This window comes from Alcaligenes faecalis (genome assembly GCF_009497775.1).
In the GTDB taxonomy this organism is placed as follows: Bacteria; Pseudomonadota; Gammaproteobacteria; order Burkholderiales; family Burkholderiaceae_B; genus Alcaligenes; species Alcaligenes faecalis_D.
Genome location: NZ_CP031012.1, coordinates 466,257 through 482,982, shown reverse-complemented (window position 1 = coordinate 482,982; position 16,726 = coordinate 466,257). Strand labels below are relative to the sequence as shown.

Below are 16,726 nucleotides of genomic sequence, written 5' to 3'. Positions count from 1 at the left end.
TATCCGCCAGGATTATTGAGAAAGCGCCGCGGCACGGGTGACCAGATCAGGATCAATCACCGTCTTGTATTTTTCATAAATTGGCATGACGGCTTTGCGGAACTGTGCTTTGTCCACATCAGCATTAATGGATACGCCCGCATCCATCAGTTTCTTCTCGATCTGCGCTTCACTCTGGATCAGGAACTGACGTTGCTCTTGCACCGACTCACTGGCCGCTTTCTGGAAGATGGCTTTTTCATCATCCGACAAGGTGTCCCACACTCGCCCGGAGATCACAAGGGGAATAGCGACGTAGACGTGCTCTGTACGGGACAGATAAGGTGCTGCTTCATAAAAGCGACTGGTATAGAACAAGGCCGTCGGATTTTCTGCGCCATCAATCGTCTTTTGCTGCAGGCCGGTAAACAGCTCCGGATACGCCATGGAGGTAACGTTTACACCCAGCGCCTGCCAGGTATCCACATAAATGGGGCTTTCCGGCGTACGCACTTTCATGCCGCTCAAATCCGACAAACTGCGAATAGCATGCTTGGAGTTGTACAGATTCCGGAAACCGCCATGACCCCAGCCCAGAATTTTCAGGCCAGACTTTTCCAGGTCTGCCTCAATCGGGTCTGTAAAGCTGGAATCCAGGGTTTTGAATGCTGTCTGGTAGTCCTTGAACAGATAAGGCAAGTCAAACACCATCGCTTTTTTCTCGAAGGTGCCCAGCGTGAAACTGGCCAGCAGGCTCATGTCCACCGTGCCCAACTGCATACCTTCGGCCACATCGCGTTCACCACCCAACTGGGCACCACCCAGCACTTGTACCTTGATTCCGCCCTTGGTTTGTTCCTCCACCCGCTTGGCAAAATTCGTTGCCAGGTGGTGGTACATATCTTCGCTCTGCTCTACCGAAACATGAGCAAGCTGCAAGGTCCGCGGACCTTTGCTCTCATTATTGGCGGCATCGCCGGAACTGCCTTTACCGCATGCGCTCAGCGCGCCAAGCATCGCCAGAACAGCGATCCCCAGTCTTGTCATTCGTTTCATGATTGTCCCCCTGCATCCTGTGGTAGTGAACGTCAGCTCAGTTTTAATAATTTGTCCAAGCTTGCCCTGATCGGGCTTTTTTCTGCTTTTTGACGCTGCCCATGAATTCCGGCATGAGCAGCTTTCCTGTGACTCGCTATGCAAGTTGCTCCGCTTACACCGCTCTGGATTCTTCCTCTAGGGAACGGCGGGTTTTCATATTGAAGCGGCCTTCATAAATAGCGGGCTGGCGGGTCGTCGGCCCCATGTACTGCACGTACAGAATCTCGCCATCTTCCAGGGTCGTCAGCGCATGCTCGTAGTGCGGATCGGGGTGAAACACCATGGTGCCTTCCCCGTACACAACGCCATTGATCTCGAACTTGCCCGCCAGGATGTACCAGATCTGGGCGAAGTAATGGCTGTGCAAAGGATGGCCAGAGCCCTTCAGATACTTCACAACTCCGGCGTTGGGGATGGTGGGATCTTCCTGGGTGGGGTGGAACATCATCTTGGTGAACTGCCCTTCGTAGCGCAGATTGTCCCAATCCAGATCATCCCGGTGCTTGACAGCCATTTCCCGGTGAGCCGCGGTCAAGGGGCCGCCTATCCCTCCCGGATTAAGAATCGGAGCCAAGGTAATTGGATCTATTTCACTCATCACTTCCTCCTTAAAAACCAAATTAACAAAATGGGATCCCGTTTTGCATGAAATGGATTCTATCAGGACGATGAGGCCGGAATATTCGTATTTACCCGGTACGTTTCTTCCAGGCATAAAAAAACCCCACCTGCCAAAGGCAGATGGGGTTTTGACGAACTGGACTAGTGCTTAGCGATCCAGCTGCGATACATCACGCACTGCGCCACGGTCGGCCGACGTCGCCAAAGCGGCATAGGCTTTCAGTGCTTGCGACACAACGCGCTCGCGGTTCACTGGCTTCCAGGCCTTGGAACCACGCGATTCCATTTCGGCGCGGCGTGCGGCCATTTCTTCGTCGCTGATGGCCAAGTGAATGCGACGGTTGGGGATGTCGATCTCGATAGTGTCGCCATCTTGCACCAGGGCGATGTTGCCGCCCTCCGCCGCTTCAGGCGAAGCGTGACCGATCACCAGACCGGACGAACCGCCGGAGAAGCGACCATCGGTGAACAAGGCCGAGCTTTTGCCCAGACCCATGGATTTCAGATAGGAAGTGGGGTACAGCATTTCCTGCATACCTGGGCCGCCTTTGGGGCCTTCGTAGCGAATGATGACCACATCGCCCGCCTTGACCACGCCGTCCAGAATGGCGGCAACAGAATCGTCCTGGCTTTCGTAAACGCGCGCGGTGCCGGTGAAGGTCAGAATGCTTTCATCCACGCCAGCGGTTTTAACGATACAACCATTGATGGCCAGGTTGCCGTACAGCACGGCCAAACCACCGTCTTGCGAGTAGGCATTGGCCTTGTCACGGATACAGCCTTTAGCGCGGTCAGTGTCCAGTTCCTGGTAGTAACGGTCCTGGCTGAAGGCCACTTGCGTAGGAATACCACCGGGGGAGGCACGGAAAAAGTCGCTGATGGCTTTAACGTTGTCGCCCTTGACGTCCCAACGCTTGATGGCTTCACGCAAGGTGCCGCTATGCACGTTACCCACATCCAGATTCAGCAAATCGGCGCGGCCCAGTTCGGCCAGAATCGCCATGATGCCGCCTGCGCGGTGCACGTCTTCCATGTGGAATTCGGGGGTAGCGGGGGCCACTTTACACAGGCAAGGCACGCGGCGCGAAATCTTGTCTATGTCAGCCATCGTGAATTCCACGCCAGCTTCCTGGGCAGCAGCCAGCAAGTGCAGCACGGTGTTGGTAGAGCCGCCCATGGCCACGTCCAGGGTCATGGCGTTTTCAAAGGCCTGGTAGGTGGCGATGTTGCGTGGCAGGACGGATTCGTCGTCTTGCTCGTAGTAGCGCTTGGCCAGATCCACGATCAGGCTGCCAGCGCGCTCGAACAAACCTTGGCGACGGGCGTGGGTGGCAACAATGGTGCCGTTACCGGGCAGGGACAGGCCCAGAGCCTCGGTCAGGCAGTTCATGGAGTTGGCAGTAAACATGCCCGAACAGGAGCCACAGGTAGGACAAGCGCTGCGCTCAACCGCTTCAGCCTGTTCATCAGTCACGTTAGGGTCGGCGGCTTGAATCATGGCGTCCACCAGATCCAGCTTCTGCACCACGGTCTTGCCGTCTGGCGAGTAGACCTTGCCCGCTTCCATCGGTCCGCCCGACACAAAAACAACAGGAATGTTCAGGCGCATGGCGGCCATCAACATACCGGGGGTGATTTTGTCGCAGTTGGAGATACACACCATGGCGTCGGCACAGTGGGCGTTGACCATGTATTCCACCGAATCGGCGATCAGTTCGCGTGAAGGCAGGGAATACAGCATGCCGCCGTGGCCCATCGCAATACCGTCGTCCACCGCAATGGTGTTGAACTCTTTTGCCACACCGCCGACCGCTTCAATTTGACGGGCAACCAGCTGGCCCATGTCTTTCAGGTGTACGTGACCCGGTACGAATTGCGTAAAGGAGTTCACCACCGCAATGATCGGTTTGGAGAAATCCTCGTCTTTCATACCGGTGGCGCGCCACAGGGCACGCGCGCCGGCCATATTCCGACCGTGGGTCGAGGTACGGGAGCGATATTGGGGCATGACTACTCTCTGAACAGGAAAATTATGTAAAGATACCTATCATAAACGTCCCAAGGCGCTTTGTGCGCGTCAAGGTCGGGCAGGTGTCTTATAGTAGGGCAGCTACCGATCTGGCACCCAGAATCCTTTGCAGCAAAACCCCTTATTTAACAGGAGATCTATTATGCCGCAGGCCGTGCCTGACCTTTCCAACCTGCTCAGACAGGACATCCGCTTTCTGGGCAAGGCCCTGGGAGAGGTGATTCGTGATAGCGAAGGAAAGGCGACCTTCACGCTGATTGAAGCCCTGCGTCGGGCGGCTGTCAGTTTCAGACGTGAACACGATCCGCAGCAAGCACGGATTCTGGAAAAAGACATTCCCAAGCTGAACGATGCGCAGGCCCGCTCGGTGGCCCGTGCCTTTGCCTATTTTCTGCACCTGTCCAATATTGCCGAGGACCGCGACCAGAACCGTCGCCGTGAGGAGCAGGATCCTGAAAAACTGCTGGGCAGCCTGCAACACGCCATTCAGACCTTGATGGATCAGGGACTGAGCGCCAAGAAAATCCGCCGTTATCTGCAAGAAGCTTGTGTGATGCCGGTGCTGACGGCTCACCCGACCGAAGTGCAGCGCCAAAGTACGCTAGCTGTGCATATGGCCATTGCCGATGAACTGAACGGACTGGATCACAAGGCCAGCGCCACGCAATCGGCTCGCACCCAGGAAAAACTGACCGGTCTGGTGTCCCTGCTGTGGCAAACCCGCATGTTGCGCGATCACAAGCTGACCGTGATGGACGAGATCGACAACGCCCTGGCCTATTACGGTTCTACCTTCCTGCCCACGATTCCGCAGCTGTACCACGACCTGGACCGCTTGCTGGAGCCCGGCAAGAAAAGCCTGCTGGATCAGAAAACCCGCTCCCTGCCCGCCTTTTTGCGCATGGGTAGCTGGATTGGCGGTGACCGCGACGGCAACCCGAATGTAGGCCCTGAAACCGTTGAGCAAGCGGTGCTGCGCCAAGCTACACGCGCGCTCCAACACTATCTGGAACAGATCCGCCTGCTGGGTACGGAAATCTCCGTGTCCGACGCGCTGAACCGCGTCAGCAAAGACCTGGCAGCCTTGTCGGCCAGCAGTCAGGACCCCTCACCACACCGTGTGGACGAGCCTTACCGCCGCAGTTTTATCCATCTGTACGCCCGTATGGCGGCCACGGCCCAAAACCTGCTGGGTCGTGATCTGGCTGATCGCCCCACTTACGCCGCCCCCGCCTATGCAAACCCGCAAGAGTTCAAGGCTGATCTGCAAATCATTGCGGACTCCCTGGCTGAAAACAAAGGCGGTGCTATTGCTGGCCTGCGTTTGAATGAATTGATCCAGGCCGTGGAGGTGTTTGGCTTCCATCTGGCCACACTGGACCTGCGCCAAAGCTCGGACGTGCACGAGCGCGTGCTGGACGAGCTGTTCCGCGTGGCAGGCACGCTGTACAAGGACGAGCCCGTCAATTACCGCCAGTTGTCCGAAGAAGACCGCATCACCTTGCTGCGCTCGGAGCTGCGCCACCATCGCCCCCTGGTTTCGCCCTGGTATCGCTACTCGGAAGAAACCGAGAAAGAGCTGTCCATTCTGCGCAAAGCCGCCGAATGCCGCCGCCGCTTTGGTGCGCGTGCGCTGGAACAAACCATTGTGTCGCACACCGAAACGCTCAGCGACTTGCTGGAAGTGCTGGTGCTGCAACAGGAAACCGGCCTGATCGTGCCCAACTCCAACGAGCCGGAGCATCAAGGTCTGATGGTTGTACCCTTGTTCGAGACTATTCCTGACTTGGAGCGTGGCCCGCAGATCATGCAGGAATGGCTGGATATGCCTGAAATCCGCCAGCGTGTGCGTCACGCCCAGGACAGCGTGCAGGAAGTGATGCTGGGCTACTCGGACAGTAATAAGGACGGTGGCTACCTGACCTCCAACTGGACGCTGTACCGTGCCGAGCGTGAATTTGCGCAGGTTTTCTCGCGCCGCAAAGTGCGTCTGCGTCTGTTCCACGGTCGCGGCGGTTCGGTAGGCCGAGGCGGTGGCTCCAGTTTCGACGCTATCCTGGCGCAACCTCCCGGCACCGTGAACGGCCAGATTCGTCTGACCGAGCAAGGCGAGATGATTCAGGGCCGCTACAAGGATGCGGACGTAGGCCGCTGGCATCTGGAGCTGTTTGTCGCCGCCACGCTGGAAGCCAGCCTGGGTTCGCGCAAGGGCTCGTCCAATGACGACGAACATCTAGCCGCTTACGGCGAAGCCATGGCCTGGATGTCCGAGCAGGCCCATCAAAGCTATCGCCAGTTGGTCTACGGTACGCCGAACTTTGATCAGTACTTCTTCCAGTCCACGCCCATCAAGGAAATTGCCGGCCTGAATATCGGTTCGCGCCCATCGTCACGCAAGGCCACGCAAAGCATTGAAGACCTGCGCGCCATCCCCTGGAGTTTCTCCTGGGCGCAATGTCGTCTGCCTATTCCGGGCTGGTACGGCATGGGCACAGCCTTGAACCGCTATCTGGAGTCGGGGCTGCCAAATGATGGTCTGAACCGCAACAAGCGCTTGGCTCAGCTGCAAACCATGGCCCGTGACTGGGCCTTCTTCCGCACCCTGCTGTCCAATATGGAACAGGTGCTGGCCAAGACTGACCTGGATATCGGCCTGAAATACGCCGGTCTGGTCGAGGACGAGGAACTGCGCGAAGGCATCTTCACCCAAATCCGTGACGAGTTCGAGCTGACACACCAGTTGTTCCGTGAAATCACCGGCCACGAGCTGCTGGCGCACGATCAGGCTTTGCAAGATGCTCTGGCCGAACGCTTTGCCTATATTGACCCGCTGAATCACTTGCAGGTGGAACTGCTGCGTCGCCATCGCCGTCAGGGTGAAAAGGCCAACAAGCCCACACGCAGCGGTGTGAACAAGCAGCACGTGATTCACCTGACGATCAACGGTATTGCAGCCGGCCTGCGTAACTCGGGCTAAAGCGAAACCATGGAAACTGGCCCTATTAATTACTTTTATAAATAAGCTAATTTCCAAAAGAAGTTAAGAGCGTACAATAAGCCATTACTACGCTTTCTGAAAAAGGCGTGATCCCCACCGGGGTCACGCCATCTGGCTTATGGCGCTTGCAATCATCCTGGGAATTCTGACTGGCCTGTCGCTGGGTTTGACTGGCGCGGGTGGCGGTATTTTGGCCGTACCCGCACTGGTGCTGGGCATGGGCTACAGCATGACGGCGGCCACACCAGTGGCCTTGCTGGCTGTAGGCGCCGCAGCTCTGGTCGGTGCACTGGATGGTTTGTACAAACATATCGTGCGCTATAGAGCTGCCGTGTTCATGGCGGTAACGGGTGCCTTGGTGACGTCACTGGGCGTGCGCATCAGCCACGCTTTGCCAGAAAAAGTGCTGGTGACTCTGTTTGTCGCCATCATGTTGTGGATTGCCACCAAGATGCTGCGCCGTCCGGCAGCAACGGCACATGCTCATACGCCCTGTTGTCTGAACCCGGAAACCGGTCGCCTGCGCTGGACGCCAGCAGGCACCGCCACCCTGGCTTCAATTGGTGCCGTAGCGGGTTTGTTTTCAGGCATGTTGGGCGTGGGCGGCGGCTTTCTGATCGTGCCTGCCTTGAAACGTTTCAGCGACCTGTCCATGCACAGCATTGTGGCCACATCCTTGATGCTGATCGCCCTGATTTCCCTGAGCGCTTCGGCCATGAGTCTGGCACACGGGGCGGTGATTCCCCTTAGCGGCTGGGTATTTGTGGCCTCGGCCATGGGTGGAATGGTGATAGGCCGACAACTGGCCCCTCATATTCCTTCTGTGCGCTTGCAGCAGGGATTCAGCATTCTGACGGCTGTTGTGGCTCTGTCCATGCTGGCACGTACCTATCTGTTTTAAGCCGCGATTCGATACGCTCAATCCCACTCACGCAATACCGATACATGGCTCTGAGCCAAGCGCTGCGCTTGGCTCAAAACTGCACACGCTTTATTCGCAGATACTGCCGCCACCGTCTTGCGGGTTCAGGCGGTAATCGCTGAAAGAGCCGCCCTCACGCGGACGCACTGCGACAATGCGCTGAACAATATGGTCCGGGTCAGCGCGGAAACCATGCTCATAGGCCACGATATCCAGGTCTGCACACCAGCGCAGCAACTCACCTGGCTGCAACAGAAAGTCCGGGTTGCGTGGCGTGTTGTATTGCTCGTTACCCACCCCAAAGGTTTCGTAAACCAGCACCCCGCCCGGCTCCAGGCTTTCCAGCAAGGTAGGCATCAAAGGACGCCACAGATACTTGGTCACCACCAGAGCATTGAACTTGCGTCCGGCAAAAGGCCAGGGACCGTTTTCAATATCAGCCTGGATAATTTCCCCGTAAGGCGAGGTCGCTGCGACAGCTTCCGGATCCCGGTCTACACCGATCACGGTATTGCCGCGCTCGGCCAACCAGCGGGCATTGCGCCCCCGACCACAGGCCACATCCAGGACCGTGCCCGGATTAGGAATCAAATGGGCCCATGCCTGTAACCAGGCGCTGGCCTGTCCCCTGTCGTTCATCCCTACCCCTTTGCTAAGCAGACAAAACGCTCATGGTAACGCAGCGGTGGCCAAGCTCAAGCACGGCACTGGCCTGGGCTACAATTGGCCTCGGTTCCACGCTATTTTTTGAGGGTGTATGAAAGTTCTGCTGCAAAAACCCATATTGCTGATGGCCGTTCTGTGCCTGCCTTTATGGTTTATCTACGGCAACTTCATCCTGGCCGCTGCCACCTCCATCCTGATCGGGATGCTGGTAGGCATGATCCGCACCCTGCACCAAGTGACTGAGGCCAAGAAAGCCAGCGCCAAGAGCGCCGCCCCGGCTTCTTCCGAGACACCTAACGACAAGCCCAACTGACGCCATGAACGTATTGTCTGCCCCCGCCCTGCCACACGGTTTGCCTCCCCTGTCCGAGGAGCTGAAAAAACACGTCGCACACGTTAACGACTACTTGCTGGATCGCATTGAAGATGAAGGCGGTTTCCTGCCTTTTGACCAATGGATGCATCATGCGTTGTACGCCCCACATCTGGGCTACTACACCGGCGGCAGCACCAAGTTTGGCAGCAATCAGCCCACGGGCGACTTTACGACGGCCCCCGAACTCTCTCCCCTGTTTGCTCAGACCTTGAGTCGGCAGGTCATGGAAGTGCTGGAAGGCAGCCAATCCCTGTCCATTCTGGAGTTTGGCGCGGGTAGCGGCGCTTTGGCCGAAGCGCTGATTACGGAGCTGCGCAAGCAAGGTATCGAGCCGCAATACTCAATTCTGGAAGTGTCGCCTGACCTGCGTGCGCGTCAGCAAGAGCGTCTGGCGCCTCTGCAAGCCCAGGTGCAATGGCTGGACAGCACGCCACACAGCTTCAAGGGTTGCGTGGTGGCCAATGAGGTTCTGGATGCCATGCCTGCCAGCCTGTTCACCTTTGATGTGGCTGGCAAGGTGCTGGAAGTGGGTGTTATTGCGGCAGACGACAGCACAGCTCAAGGCCTGCCAGCACCTTTCTACCTGGCTACCCGCCCTGCTCCCGACCATCTGGCTTCGCTGGTGGCCGAGCGCGTGCAGGCCCAGCCTTTTTACCTTTCGGAAATCAATCTGCAAGCTGAAGCCTGGGTGCGCAGCATGGGCACTTGGTTGAAGCAAGGCGCGGCCATTCTGATCGACTACGGTTTTCCGCAACGCGAGTACTACCACCCGCAACGCGACAAAGGCACCTTGATGTGCCACTTCCGTCACTTTGCTCACGCCGAGCCATTGGTGCTGGCTGGCTTGCAGGACATTACCGCCCACGTGGACTTCACCGCCATGGCGGATGCCGCCCTGGAAGCGGGTCTGGATGTGCTGGGCTACACCAGTCAGGCGCGCTTCCTGATGAACTGCGGCATTACCAATTTCCTGGCGTCTCCACCGGAAGACCCATCGCCAGCTGTGCAACAGCAATGGGCACAGACCATGAGCGCAGCCAACAAGCTGCTGTCTGAAGCGGAAATGGGGGAGCTGTTCAAGGTTCTGATTATTGGGCGCGATATTCCAGCCCCAGTGCTGGGTACGATGAGCGGAGATCGACGCGAGCGCCTGTAACGCTGCCTTGGATGCTCACGCCAAACTAGACCAGTTGCTCCAAAGCCGTCAGCCGGGCTGCTCGCACCGCTTCACGGATTTTGCCTGGCTCGGCCTTGTACTGCGCGGCAACCGCACCGGCATCCACACTGGCCATCACCTTGCGCAGAAAGTCCCACTCCAGCTCCGGAACTCCTTGCAGGCAAGCTGCTGCACTGATCAGCTGAATAAAACGCTCTGGCTTGCGCAAGGCATCCAACGACTCCATCACCTGCAAGGCAGACTCTACATCTGCCCGAGGCTGCAACAAGGCAGGGCTGGCTAAGAGCACTGGCAAGAGACGAGCCTGATCACGCCATTCAGAAGGAGCACGAATCTGCTCGGCCACCTGCGCCGGTTTTTCCGAGAGATGACACAGAACGGCAAAGCAGCTTGCCAGATCCAGACGTCTGTCTTTGGCGATCTGAACCTGCTGACCCACCTGATCGTTGTAGTTCAAGCCGGGCATGACACGCTCCAGCGCGCCGACCTCCCGCAGTACCTCGAACATGCGAGCGGGCTGCTGGGCAGATAAACCTTTCGCTATTTCCAGATAGATGCGTTCGGGCACCAGCTCGTCCACTTCGCCCTGCTCGACCAGCTCACGCGCCAAGGCCCAGGTATCGTCGGCCACGGTGAATTCGGTAAAGCGCGCGGCAAAACGTGCCAGCCGCAGCAAACGCACGGGGTCTTCGCTAAACGCAGTACCCACATGACGGAACAGGCGAGCTTGTAAATCCACCAGGCCGTTCAAGGGATCGTGCAGATTCCCCGCCGCATCCACGGCCATGGCATTAATGGTCAGATCACGGCGGCGCAAATCGTCCGCCAGGCTTACGTCTGTGCCGGTGTAAAAGGTAAAGCCCTTGTAACCACGGCCAGACTTGCGTTCAGTTCGGGCCAGGGCGAACTCTTCTTTGCTGTGGGGATTCAGAAAGACGGGGAAGTCGCCACCCACAGGCACAAAGCCTCGGGCTGCTAAATCTTCAGGCCGGACACCCACCACCACCCAGTCCTTGTCGCCCGCTGGCATACCCAGCAAGGCGTCGCGCACCGCGCCACCCACTACATAGACCTGCAAGCCTTCCAGAACAGGATCTGGCGGCCCCATCAGGGCCGCCAGGGCTGCTTGTTGTCTGTCATCAAGCATGGACGGATTCATCAAGGTGAAATCGTACCCAAACGCCCTTTCAGGGACTGCGGCTGGCCGCTGAACATCATGGCGTAGTAGGTCGCATTGGAGAGCACGTTTTTCACGTACAAGCGCGTTTCGGTAAAGGGGATGGTCTCGGCAAAAATGGCCCCTTCCACCGATGTATTCAAGCGCGCACGCCACTGGCGGGGACGGCCTGGTCCCGCGTTATAGCCTGCCGACGCCAGCACCTGCGAGCCATCCAGCTGACCCAGAACCATGTTCAGGTAGTTGGTGCCCAGTACAGTATTCACCTCGAACTCGTTGACTCGCGAAGGCGAGAAATCGCGCATATCGATCTTGTTGGCTACCCACTTGGCGGTGGCAGGCATCAGTTGCATCAAGCCTGATGCCCCGACGCCCGAACGCGCATCGGTAATGAAGCGCGATTCCTGACGGATCAGGCCATACACCCAGGCCGGGTCCAGATTGATGGACTTGGCCTGCTCGGTCACGCGGCCTTCAAAGGGAGCGATAAAGCGCTGGCTGAAGTCGATCTCGTTCTTGGTCAACAAGGAGGTATTCACCACCCGGTCGTAAATATGCTGCTCGCGCGCGAACTCGGCCGCTGCGCGCAACTGCCTGTCGTTCATGCCACGCAGAGCGAAGTTCCACTCGGGCACAGCTTCCGGACGCCAGCCCAGCTTGAACAGCTCCACCGCACGCAGCAAGCCTGCATTGGTACGGGCATCCTGCATATCCAAAGGCGTCAAAGGCTGTGGCTGAGGGGGCAAGGAAGGAGTCAGGCCCAACTCTTCTGTAGCCAGCTGACCGTAGAAGTTCAGATCGCCCACAATGGACTGGAACTTGGCACGAGCCTGATCTTTATGGCCCAAGGCTTCGTGAGCACGCCCCGACCAGTACACCCAAACCGGCTCGGCCTTTTGCGCATCGTTCATCTTGTCGATGGCGGCAGAGACATGCTTCCACTCAATGGTGCCCTGACGCAACTCGGCACGTACTTGCCAGGCATTGTTGTAATCCGTCATGGGGGTACGACCGGAGCGGCGATACCATTTGGCCGCATCGTCTTCCACCCGCAAGGCACTGATCAGACCAAACTGCCCCCAAACCCAATTCAGGTTTTCCTGAGGGATTTTGCCAGCCCAGGTACGGTCGATATAGGCGGCTGCCGAATCACGCTGACCACGGCCCAGGCGGGACAGGGCCAAGGACACCAGCTCCGGGTTGACCGCACTATTGGTCGCATTACGATCCAGCCACTTCTGTGGCGCAGCCATCAGAGCGGTGTAATCCTTCATTTGCGGTGCCGTGAAAATAATCGCAGCCAGACGACGAGCCTCGCCCGTGCGGTTATTTTCCAGAGCATCACGCATCAGGTCGCGGACCTGATTCTTGCTGACCACTTTACGGGCGTACAACTGGTCCAATGCCGACCAGCAAGCCTGGCTGGGCGAGAAGGACGACAGCAGGTCCTGCACATCCACAGATTGCCCGGCCACGTTCTGGGCCGAAGCTACCGCACACTTCACCGCCGAAGTGGGGGCCTGGACGGGAGCCAGCTCACGCACCAGGGCATAGTTTCCGGTACGGGCGGCCGCCACAATCCAATCGGACTTCAGACGGTTTTCCAGGTATTCATCTTGATTGCCGCTCAGGAACAAGCGAACTTGCTCATCGGGTACGGGCGTGGTCGTATCCTGCAAAATCCGGCGCAAGCGCCAGTACTCGGCATAGGAACCCAGGACAGGATCATTGGCCGCCACCGGAGCCAGGGCATCCAGCGCTGTCCAGCGCTTGGCCTGCATGGCATCACGAGCATCCACCAAAGCCTGACGAGCAGTTGGCGGCACAGGCGGGACACGGTCCCAGCGACGCACGGCTTCCTTGGCAGGCTGCAACACGACAGTTTGCTTGGCCACGGCAGGATCCGGAGAATGTGTCTGGGCTTGCGGCGACTGCGACCCCGCACAGCCGACCAAACCCAGAGCAAACACCACCAAAGCGCTCAAGGGCGGGCGAGGAAGCATGGATGCCATGCCCCAAGCTGGTGTTTTCTGGTACTTTAGCTGGTTGATACCCATAGTGACGGCCTTTAGAAAATCACCCATGATTCAGAACGTAGAGCATAACGCAGCCGCGCTGCGCACGCGACTAAAAGACCTGCGAGCCGGGCAGCCCTCCATCGACACCAACCGGGGCGCTTTGCTGATCCGGGGCCGTCTGTTCACCTGGCTGGCCACCAACCGCAGCCGCCTGCGTGAACAAGGCCGTGCCGAACCCACCACCATTGCCGCTTTCTGGCCTATGGCCCAAGAACCGGACTTGCGCCCATTGCTGCTTCAATGGGTAGAGGAGGAAGGCATCAATGTCTGTCTGCCCGTTGTCCAGGAGCCCGACGCCCCTTTGAGTTTTGTCGAGTGGACACCCGACACCGAAATGGAAAAGGGACGCTACGGCATCGAAATCCCGGTTTCCACTAAAACCATGCAACCGGACATTGTCCTGGTCCCTACCCTGGGCTACACCCGCCAGGGCGATCGCCTGGGCTACGGCAAAGGGTATTACGACCGGACTTTGGCGGCGCTGAAAGAACAAAACCACGCGTTTACCAGCATTGGTATTGCCTGGGCAGTGGGCGACTTGTCGGGCCAATCCTACCAGCCCGCCCCGCACGACCAACGCCTGGACAGTATTCTGACTGATAAAGGCTGGGCTGTGCCCGCTCCGGAACTATAAGTAACCCGCTACCACAAACTGTTTAATCGAGAACTCTGTTTACAAAGCAGTCGATCAAACCGGAAAAGGTGCAGGCCATATAGCCCCCCATAAAAAAACCCGCCAAGACCTCTGGCGGGTTTTTTATTGAACATCTGAGAGCCTAGCGCCAGGTCAGATTCGGCAAAATAGCCATGCTCGCGTCTGCCCCGTTCAGGGTGTACATATGGATGCCGGGAGCACCACCATCCAACAGGTCCTGACACAAGCGTGCCACCACATCGATACCAAAAGCGCGAATCGATGCGCGATCATCACCGAAGTCGGCCAGACGCAAACGAATCCAGCGCGGCACTTCTGCTCCACACATGGTCGAGAAACGCAGCAACTGGGACGAGTTGGTAATAGGCATGATGCCTGGCGTGATCGGAATTGTGACTCCTTGCGCCTGGGCCCGTTCAACAAAGCTGAAGTAGGAGTCCGGGTTGAAGAAGTACTGCGTGATCGCGCCATGCGCCCCTGCGTTGACCTTGTTCACAAAGTGATCCAGGTCGTCCCCAAAACCCGTCGCCTGGGGGTGCATTTCTGGGTAGGCGGCCACTTCGATATGAAACTGCTCACCGTAGTTTTCACGAATGAAAGCCACCAGATCGCTGGCATAACGCAGCTCGCCCGCATCACCACCCATACCCGACGGCAAGTCACCGCGCAGGGCCACGATACGTCGTATGCCCTGGTCGCGGTAATTGTCCAGCATCTCGCTCAGCTGTGCGGGTGCCGTACCAATGCACGACAAGTGCGGTGCGACATCAAAGCCCAGTTTTTGCAGCAGTGCCACCGCATCCACCGTGCCAGCACGGGTGGAGCCACCGGCCCCGAACGTCATGCTGACATAGGCGGGGTTCAAGCCCATCAGGGACTTGGCGGTCCGCACCAGTTTTTCCTGCGCCGCGATATCTCGCGGCGGGAAAAACTCCAGGCTCAAAGTTTGCTGATTGCTCATTTCATTAACAATCCCGACAGCAGTCCGGAAACCAGACTGTAGACAATTGCCCCAATCACGGCCCACCAGAAGCCTTCAACCTGGAAGCCCTTGAGAATAGAGCCCGCAAACCAGAACACCAAGGCGTTGAGCACCAGCAGGAACAAGCCCAAAGTCACAATAGTGATGGGCAAGGTCAGCACAATCAGCAAAGGTTTGACCAGAGTATTGAGCAGACCCAGTACCAGCGCAGCAATCAGGGCTGAGCCAAACGAGGCAACCGTAATACCCGGCAGGATGTAGGCAACAACCAGCAAGGCAACAGCATTCAGGATCCAGACAAGTAGCAAAGTCATGATAGGGCTCCAGGAATAGGCGTCCGAAGACGCCGGTGCGTTTTAGTAACGGTAGTGCTCGGCCTTGAATGGACCTTGCACCGGTACGTTGATGTAATCCGCCTGCGCCTGCGACAAGGTCGACAAGTTCACACCCAATTTCTTCAAGTGCAAACGAGCGACTTTTTCGTCCAGATGCTTGGGCAGTACATATACTTTACCTGTTTCGTAGTTCTCACCACGAGTGAACAGTTCAATTTGTGCAATGGTCTGGTTCGTGAACGAAGCCGACATCACAAACGAAGGGTGACCAGTGGCGCAACCCAGGTTCACCAGGCGGCCTTGAGCCAGCAGGATGATGCGCTTGCCGTCAGGGAAAATGATGTGATCAACCTGAGGCTTGATCTCTTCCCACTCCAGGTCCTCAATGGAAGCCACGTCGATTTCGTTGTCGAAGTGACCGATATTGCACACGATGGCCTGGTCTTTCATGCGATCCATGTGCGAGCGGTTGATCACATGGTAGTTGCCGGTGGCGGTCACGAAGATGTCGGCCTTGTCGGCGGCTTCTTCCATGGTCACAACGCGGTAGCCTTCCATCGAAGCTTGCAGGGCGCAGATAGGGTCAATTTCGGTAACCCAAACCTGGGCGCGCAAAGCGGCCAGCGCTTGCGCGCAACCTTTACCCACGTCACCGAAACCGCAAACCACGGCGATCTTGCCAGCAACCATCACGTCGGTCGCGCGCTTGATACCGTCCACCAGGGACTCGCGGCAGCCGTACAGGTTGTCGAACTTGGACTTGGTCACCGAGTCGTTCACGTTGATGGCGGGGAAGGCCAGTTCGCCTTTCTTGGCCATCTGGTACAGACGGTGCACACCCGTGGTGGTCTCTTCGGTCACGCCCTTGATCTGGGCCAGACGGGTGGAGTACCAGGTTTTGTCGTTTTGCAGACGGGCACGGATAGAGGCGAACATGACGCGCTCTTCTTCGCTGCCGGGTTTATCCAGAACGGACAGGTCTTTTTCAGCACGGGCACCCAGGTGCAGCAACAGAGTTGCGTCGCCACCGTCGTCCAGAATCATGTTGGCCTGCTCACCGGGCCAATCGAAAATGTCGTGGGCGTATTGCCAGTACTCTTCCAGAGTTTCGCCCTTGACGGCGAACACAGGCACTCCAGAGGCGGCAATAGCAGCGGCAGCGTGGTCTTGAGTGGAGAAGATGTTGCACGATGCCCAGCGCACTTCCGCGCCCAGGGCCGTCAGGGTTTCAATCAGAACCCCGGTTTGAATCGTCATGTGCAAACTGCCGGCAATGCGTGCGCCCTTCAGGGGCTGGGAGGCAGCAAATTCCTCGCGGGTGGCCATCAGGCCAGGCATTTCGGTCTCGGCAATGGTCAGCTCGCGGCGGCCCCATTCAGCCAAGGAAATATCGGCAATTTTGTAATCGGTAAAAGTCACAGTCGGGCTCCGTTATACGGCACGCAGACTGCACGGAGAGCAAATGAATTCTCACCAGCAGCCCGCCATGCAGGTCGTGGTGAGCGTCGTTCTCCAAGGTGGATACCACCTATCCATGCCCCGAGCCTGGCAAGACTAGTGTCTTGTCGCAACGCCCCTCGAGGATGGCAAATTAATGTGGGTGATTGTACCTGTTTGGATCGTCTTGGGAAGA

14 protein-coding genes and 1 riboswitch are annotated in these 16,726 nt (G+C 57.7%); of the genes, 5 read left to right on the top strand and 9 right to left on the bottom strand.

All coding sequences use genetic code 11. From position 1 onward, the window contains the following. Window positions 1-12 precede the first annotated feature (12 nt). The 3 genes from DUD43_RS02190 to ilvD all read right to left on the bottom strand — a co-directional run bounded on the left by DUD43_RS02190 (window position 13) and on the right by ilvD (window position 3,706). Window positions 13-1,035: a TRAP transporter substrate-binding protein gene (locus DUD43_RS02190; RefSeq protein WP_153228965.1), complete on the bottom strand. Its 1,023-nt coding sequence runs from the start codon at window positions 1,033-1,035 to the stop codon at window positions 13-15. A 154-nt stretch (window positions 1,036-1,189) separates the two neighbouring features. Next, window positions 1,190-1,675: a cupin domain-containing protein gene (locus tag DUD43_RS02185; protein WP_153228964.1), complete on the bottom strand. Its 486-nt coding sequence runs from the start codon at window positions 1,673-1,675 to the stop codon at window positions 1,190-1,192. Between the two features lie 171 nt (window positions 1,676-1,846). Then, a complete protein-coding gene (ilvD, locus tag DUD43_RS02180; RefSeq protein ID WP_153228963.1) occupies window positions 1,847-3,706 on the bottom strand; it encodes a dihydroxy-acid dehydratase in 1,860 nt (619 codons plus the stop codon). Between the two features lie 163 nt (window positions 3,707-3,869). Between ilvD and ppc the strand changes: the two genes are divergently transcribed. Beyond that, window positions 3,870-6,704 (top strand): phosphoenolpyruvate carboxylase, encoded by a 2,835-nt coding sequence (gene ppc / locus DUD43_RS02175; RefSeq protein ID WP_153228962.1) that lies wholly within the window; start codon window positions 3,870-3,872, stop codon window positions 6,702-6,704. Window positions 6,705-6,843: 139 nt separating this feature from the next. Beyond that, entirely contained in the window at window positions 6,844-7,626 is a 783-nt protein-coding gene (locus DUD43_RS02170; protein ID WP_153228961.1) for a sulfite exporter TauE/SafE family protein, read from the top strand. Window positions 7,627-7,716: 90 nt separating this feature from the next. On the opposite strand, the gene DUD43_RS02165 is transcribed toward DUD43_RS02170, so the two are convergent. Then, window positions 7,717-8,286: a class I SAM-dependent methyltransferase gene (locus tag DUD43_RS02165; RefSeq protein ID WP_009462587.1), complete on the bottom strand. Its 570-nt coding sequence runs from the start codon at window positions 8,284-8,286 to the stop codon at window positions 7,717-7,719. A 118-nt stretch (window positions 8,287-8,404) separates the two neighbouring features. Between DUD43_RS02165 and DUD43_RS02160 the strand changes: the two genes are divergently transcribed. Further along, window positions 8,405-8,626: a hypothetical protein gene (locus DUD43_RS02160; protein WP_153228960.1), complete on the top strand. Its 222-nt coding sequence runs from the start codon at window positions 8,405-8,407 to the stop codon at window positions 8,624-8,626. Between the two features lie 4 nt (window positions 8,627-8,630). After that, the gene (locus DUD43_RS02155; RefSeq protein ID WP_153228959.1) at window positions 8,631-9,845 is read left to right on the top strand and encodes a class I SAM-dependent methyltransferase; all 1,215 of its coding nucleotides are present in this window, start codon (window positions 8,631-8,633) and stop codon (window positions 9,843-9,845) included. Between the two features lie 25 nt (window positions 9,846-9,870). On the opposite strand, the gene DUD43_RS02150 is transcribed toward DUD43_RS02155, so the two are convergent. Next, a complete protein-coding gene (locus DUD43_RS02150; protein WP_228125874.1) occupies window positions 9,871-11,013 on the bottom strand; it encodes a tRNA CCA-pyrophosphorylase in 1,143 nt (380 codons plus the stop codon). A gap of 11 nt (window positions 11,014-11,024) precedes the next feature. Further along, window positions 11,025-13,055, bottom strand: coding sequence for a lytic transglycosylase domain-containing protein (locus DUD43_RS02145; protein WP_228125873.1), 2,031 nt, complete (start codon window positions 13,053-13,055; stop codon window positions 11,025-11,027). Window positions 13,056-13,125: 70 nt separating this feature from the next. Here DUD43_RS02145 and DUD43_RS02140 point away from each other — a divergent pair, with 70 nt between their 5' ends. Beyond that, a complete protein-coding gene (locus tag DUD43_RS02140) occupies window positions 13,126-13,755 on the top strand; it encodes a 5-formyltetrahydrofolate cyclo-ligase (RefSeq protein ID WP_153228957.1) in 630 nt (209 codons plus the stop codon). A 142-nt stretch (window positions 13,756-13,897) separates the two neighbouring features. Here the strand turns inward: DUD43_RS02140 and metF are convergent, their stop codons facing one another. From metF to ahcY, 3 genes are read right to left on the bottom strand one after another with little or no spacing between them, the layout of a single operon-like run. Beyond that, window positions 13,898-14,737: a methylenetetrahydrofolate reductase [NAD(P)H] gene (metF, locus tag DUD43_RS02135; protein ID WP_153228956.1), complete on the bottom strand. Its 840-nt coding sequence runs from the start codon at window positions 14,735-14,737 to the stop codon at window positions 13,898-13,900. Beyond that, window positions 14,734-15,072 (bottom strand): phage holin family protein, encoded by a 339-nt coding sequence (locus tag DUD43_RS02130; RefSeq protein WP_009462594.1) that lies wholly within the window; start codon window positions 15,070-15,072, stop codon window positions 14,734-14,736. Before DUD43_RS02130 ends, metF begins: the two co-directional genes overlap by 4 nt. A gap of 42 nt (window positions 15,073-15,114) precedes the next feature. Continuing rightward, window positions 15,115-16,512, bottom strand: a complete 1,398-nt coding sequence (gene ahcY, locus DUD43_RS02125) for an adenosylhomocysteinase (protein WP_153228955.1) — start codon at window positions 16,510-16,512, stop codon at window positions 15,115-15,117. Window positions 16,513-16,586: 74 nt separating this feature from the next. After that, window positions 16,587-16,678: riboswitch (S-adenosyl-L-homocysteine riboswitch) on the bottom strand. Window positions 16,679-16,726: the final 48 nt, after the last annotated feature.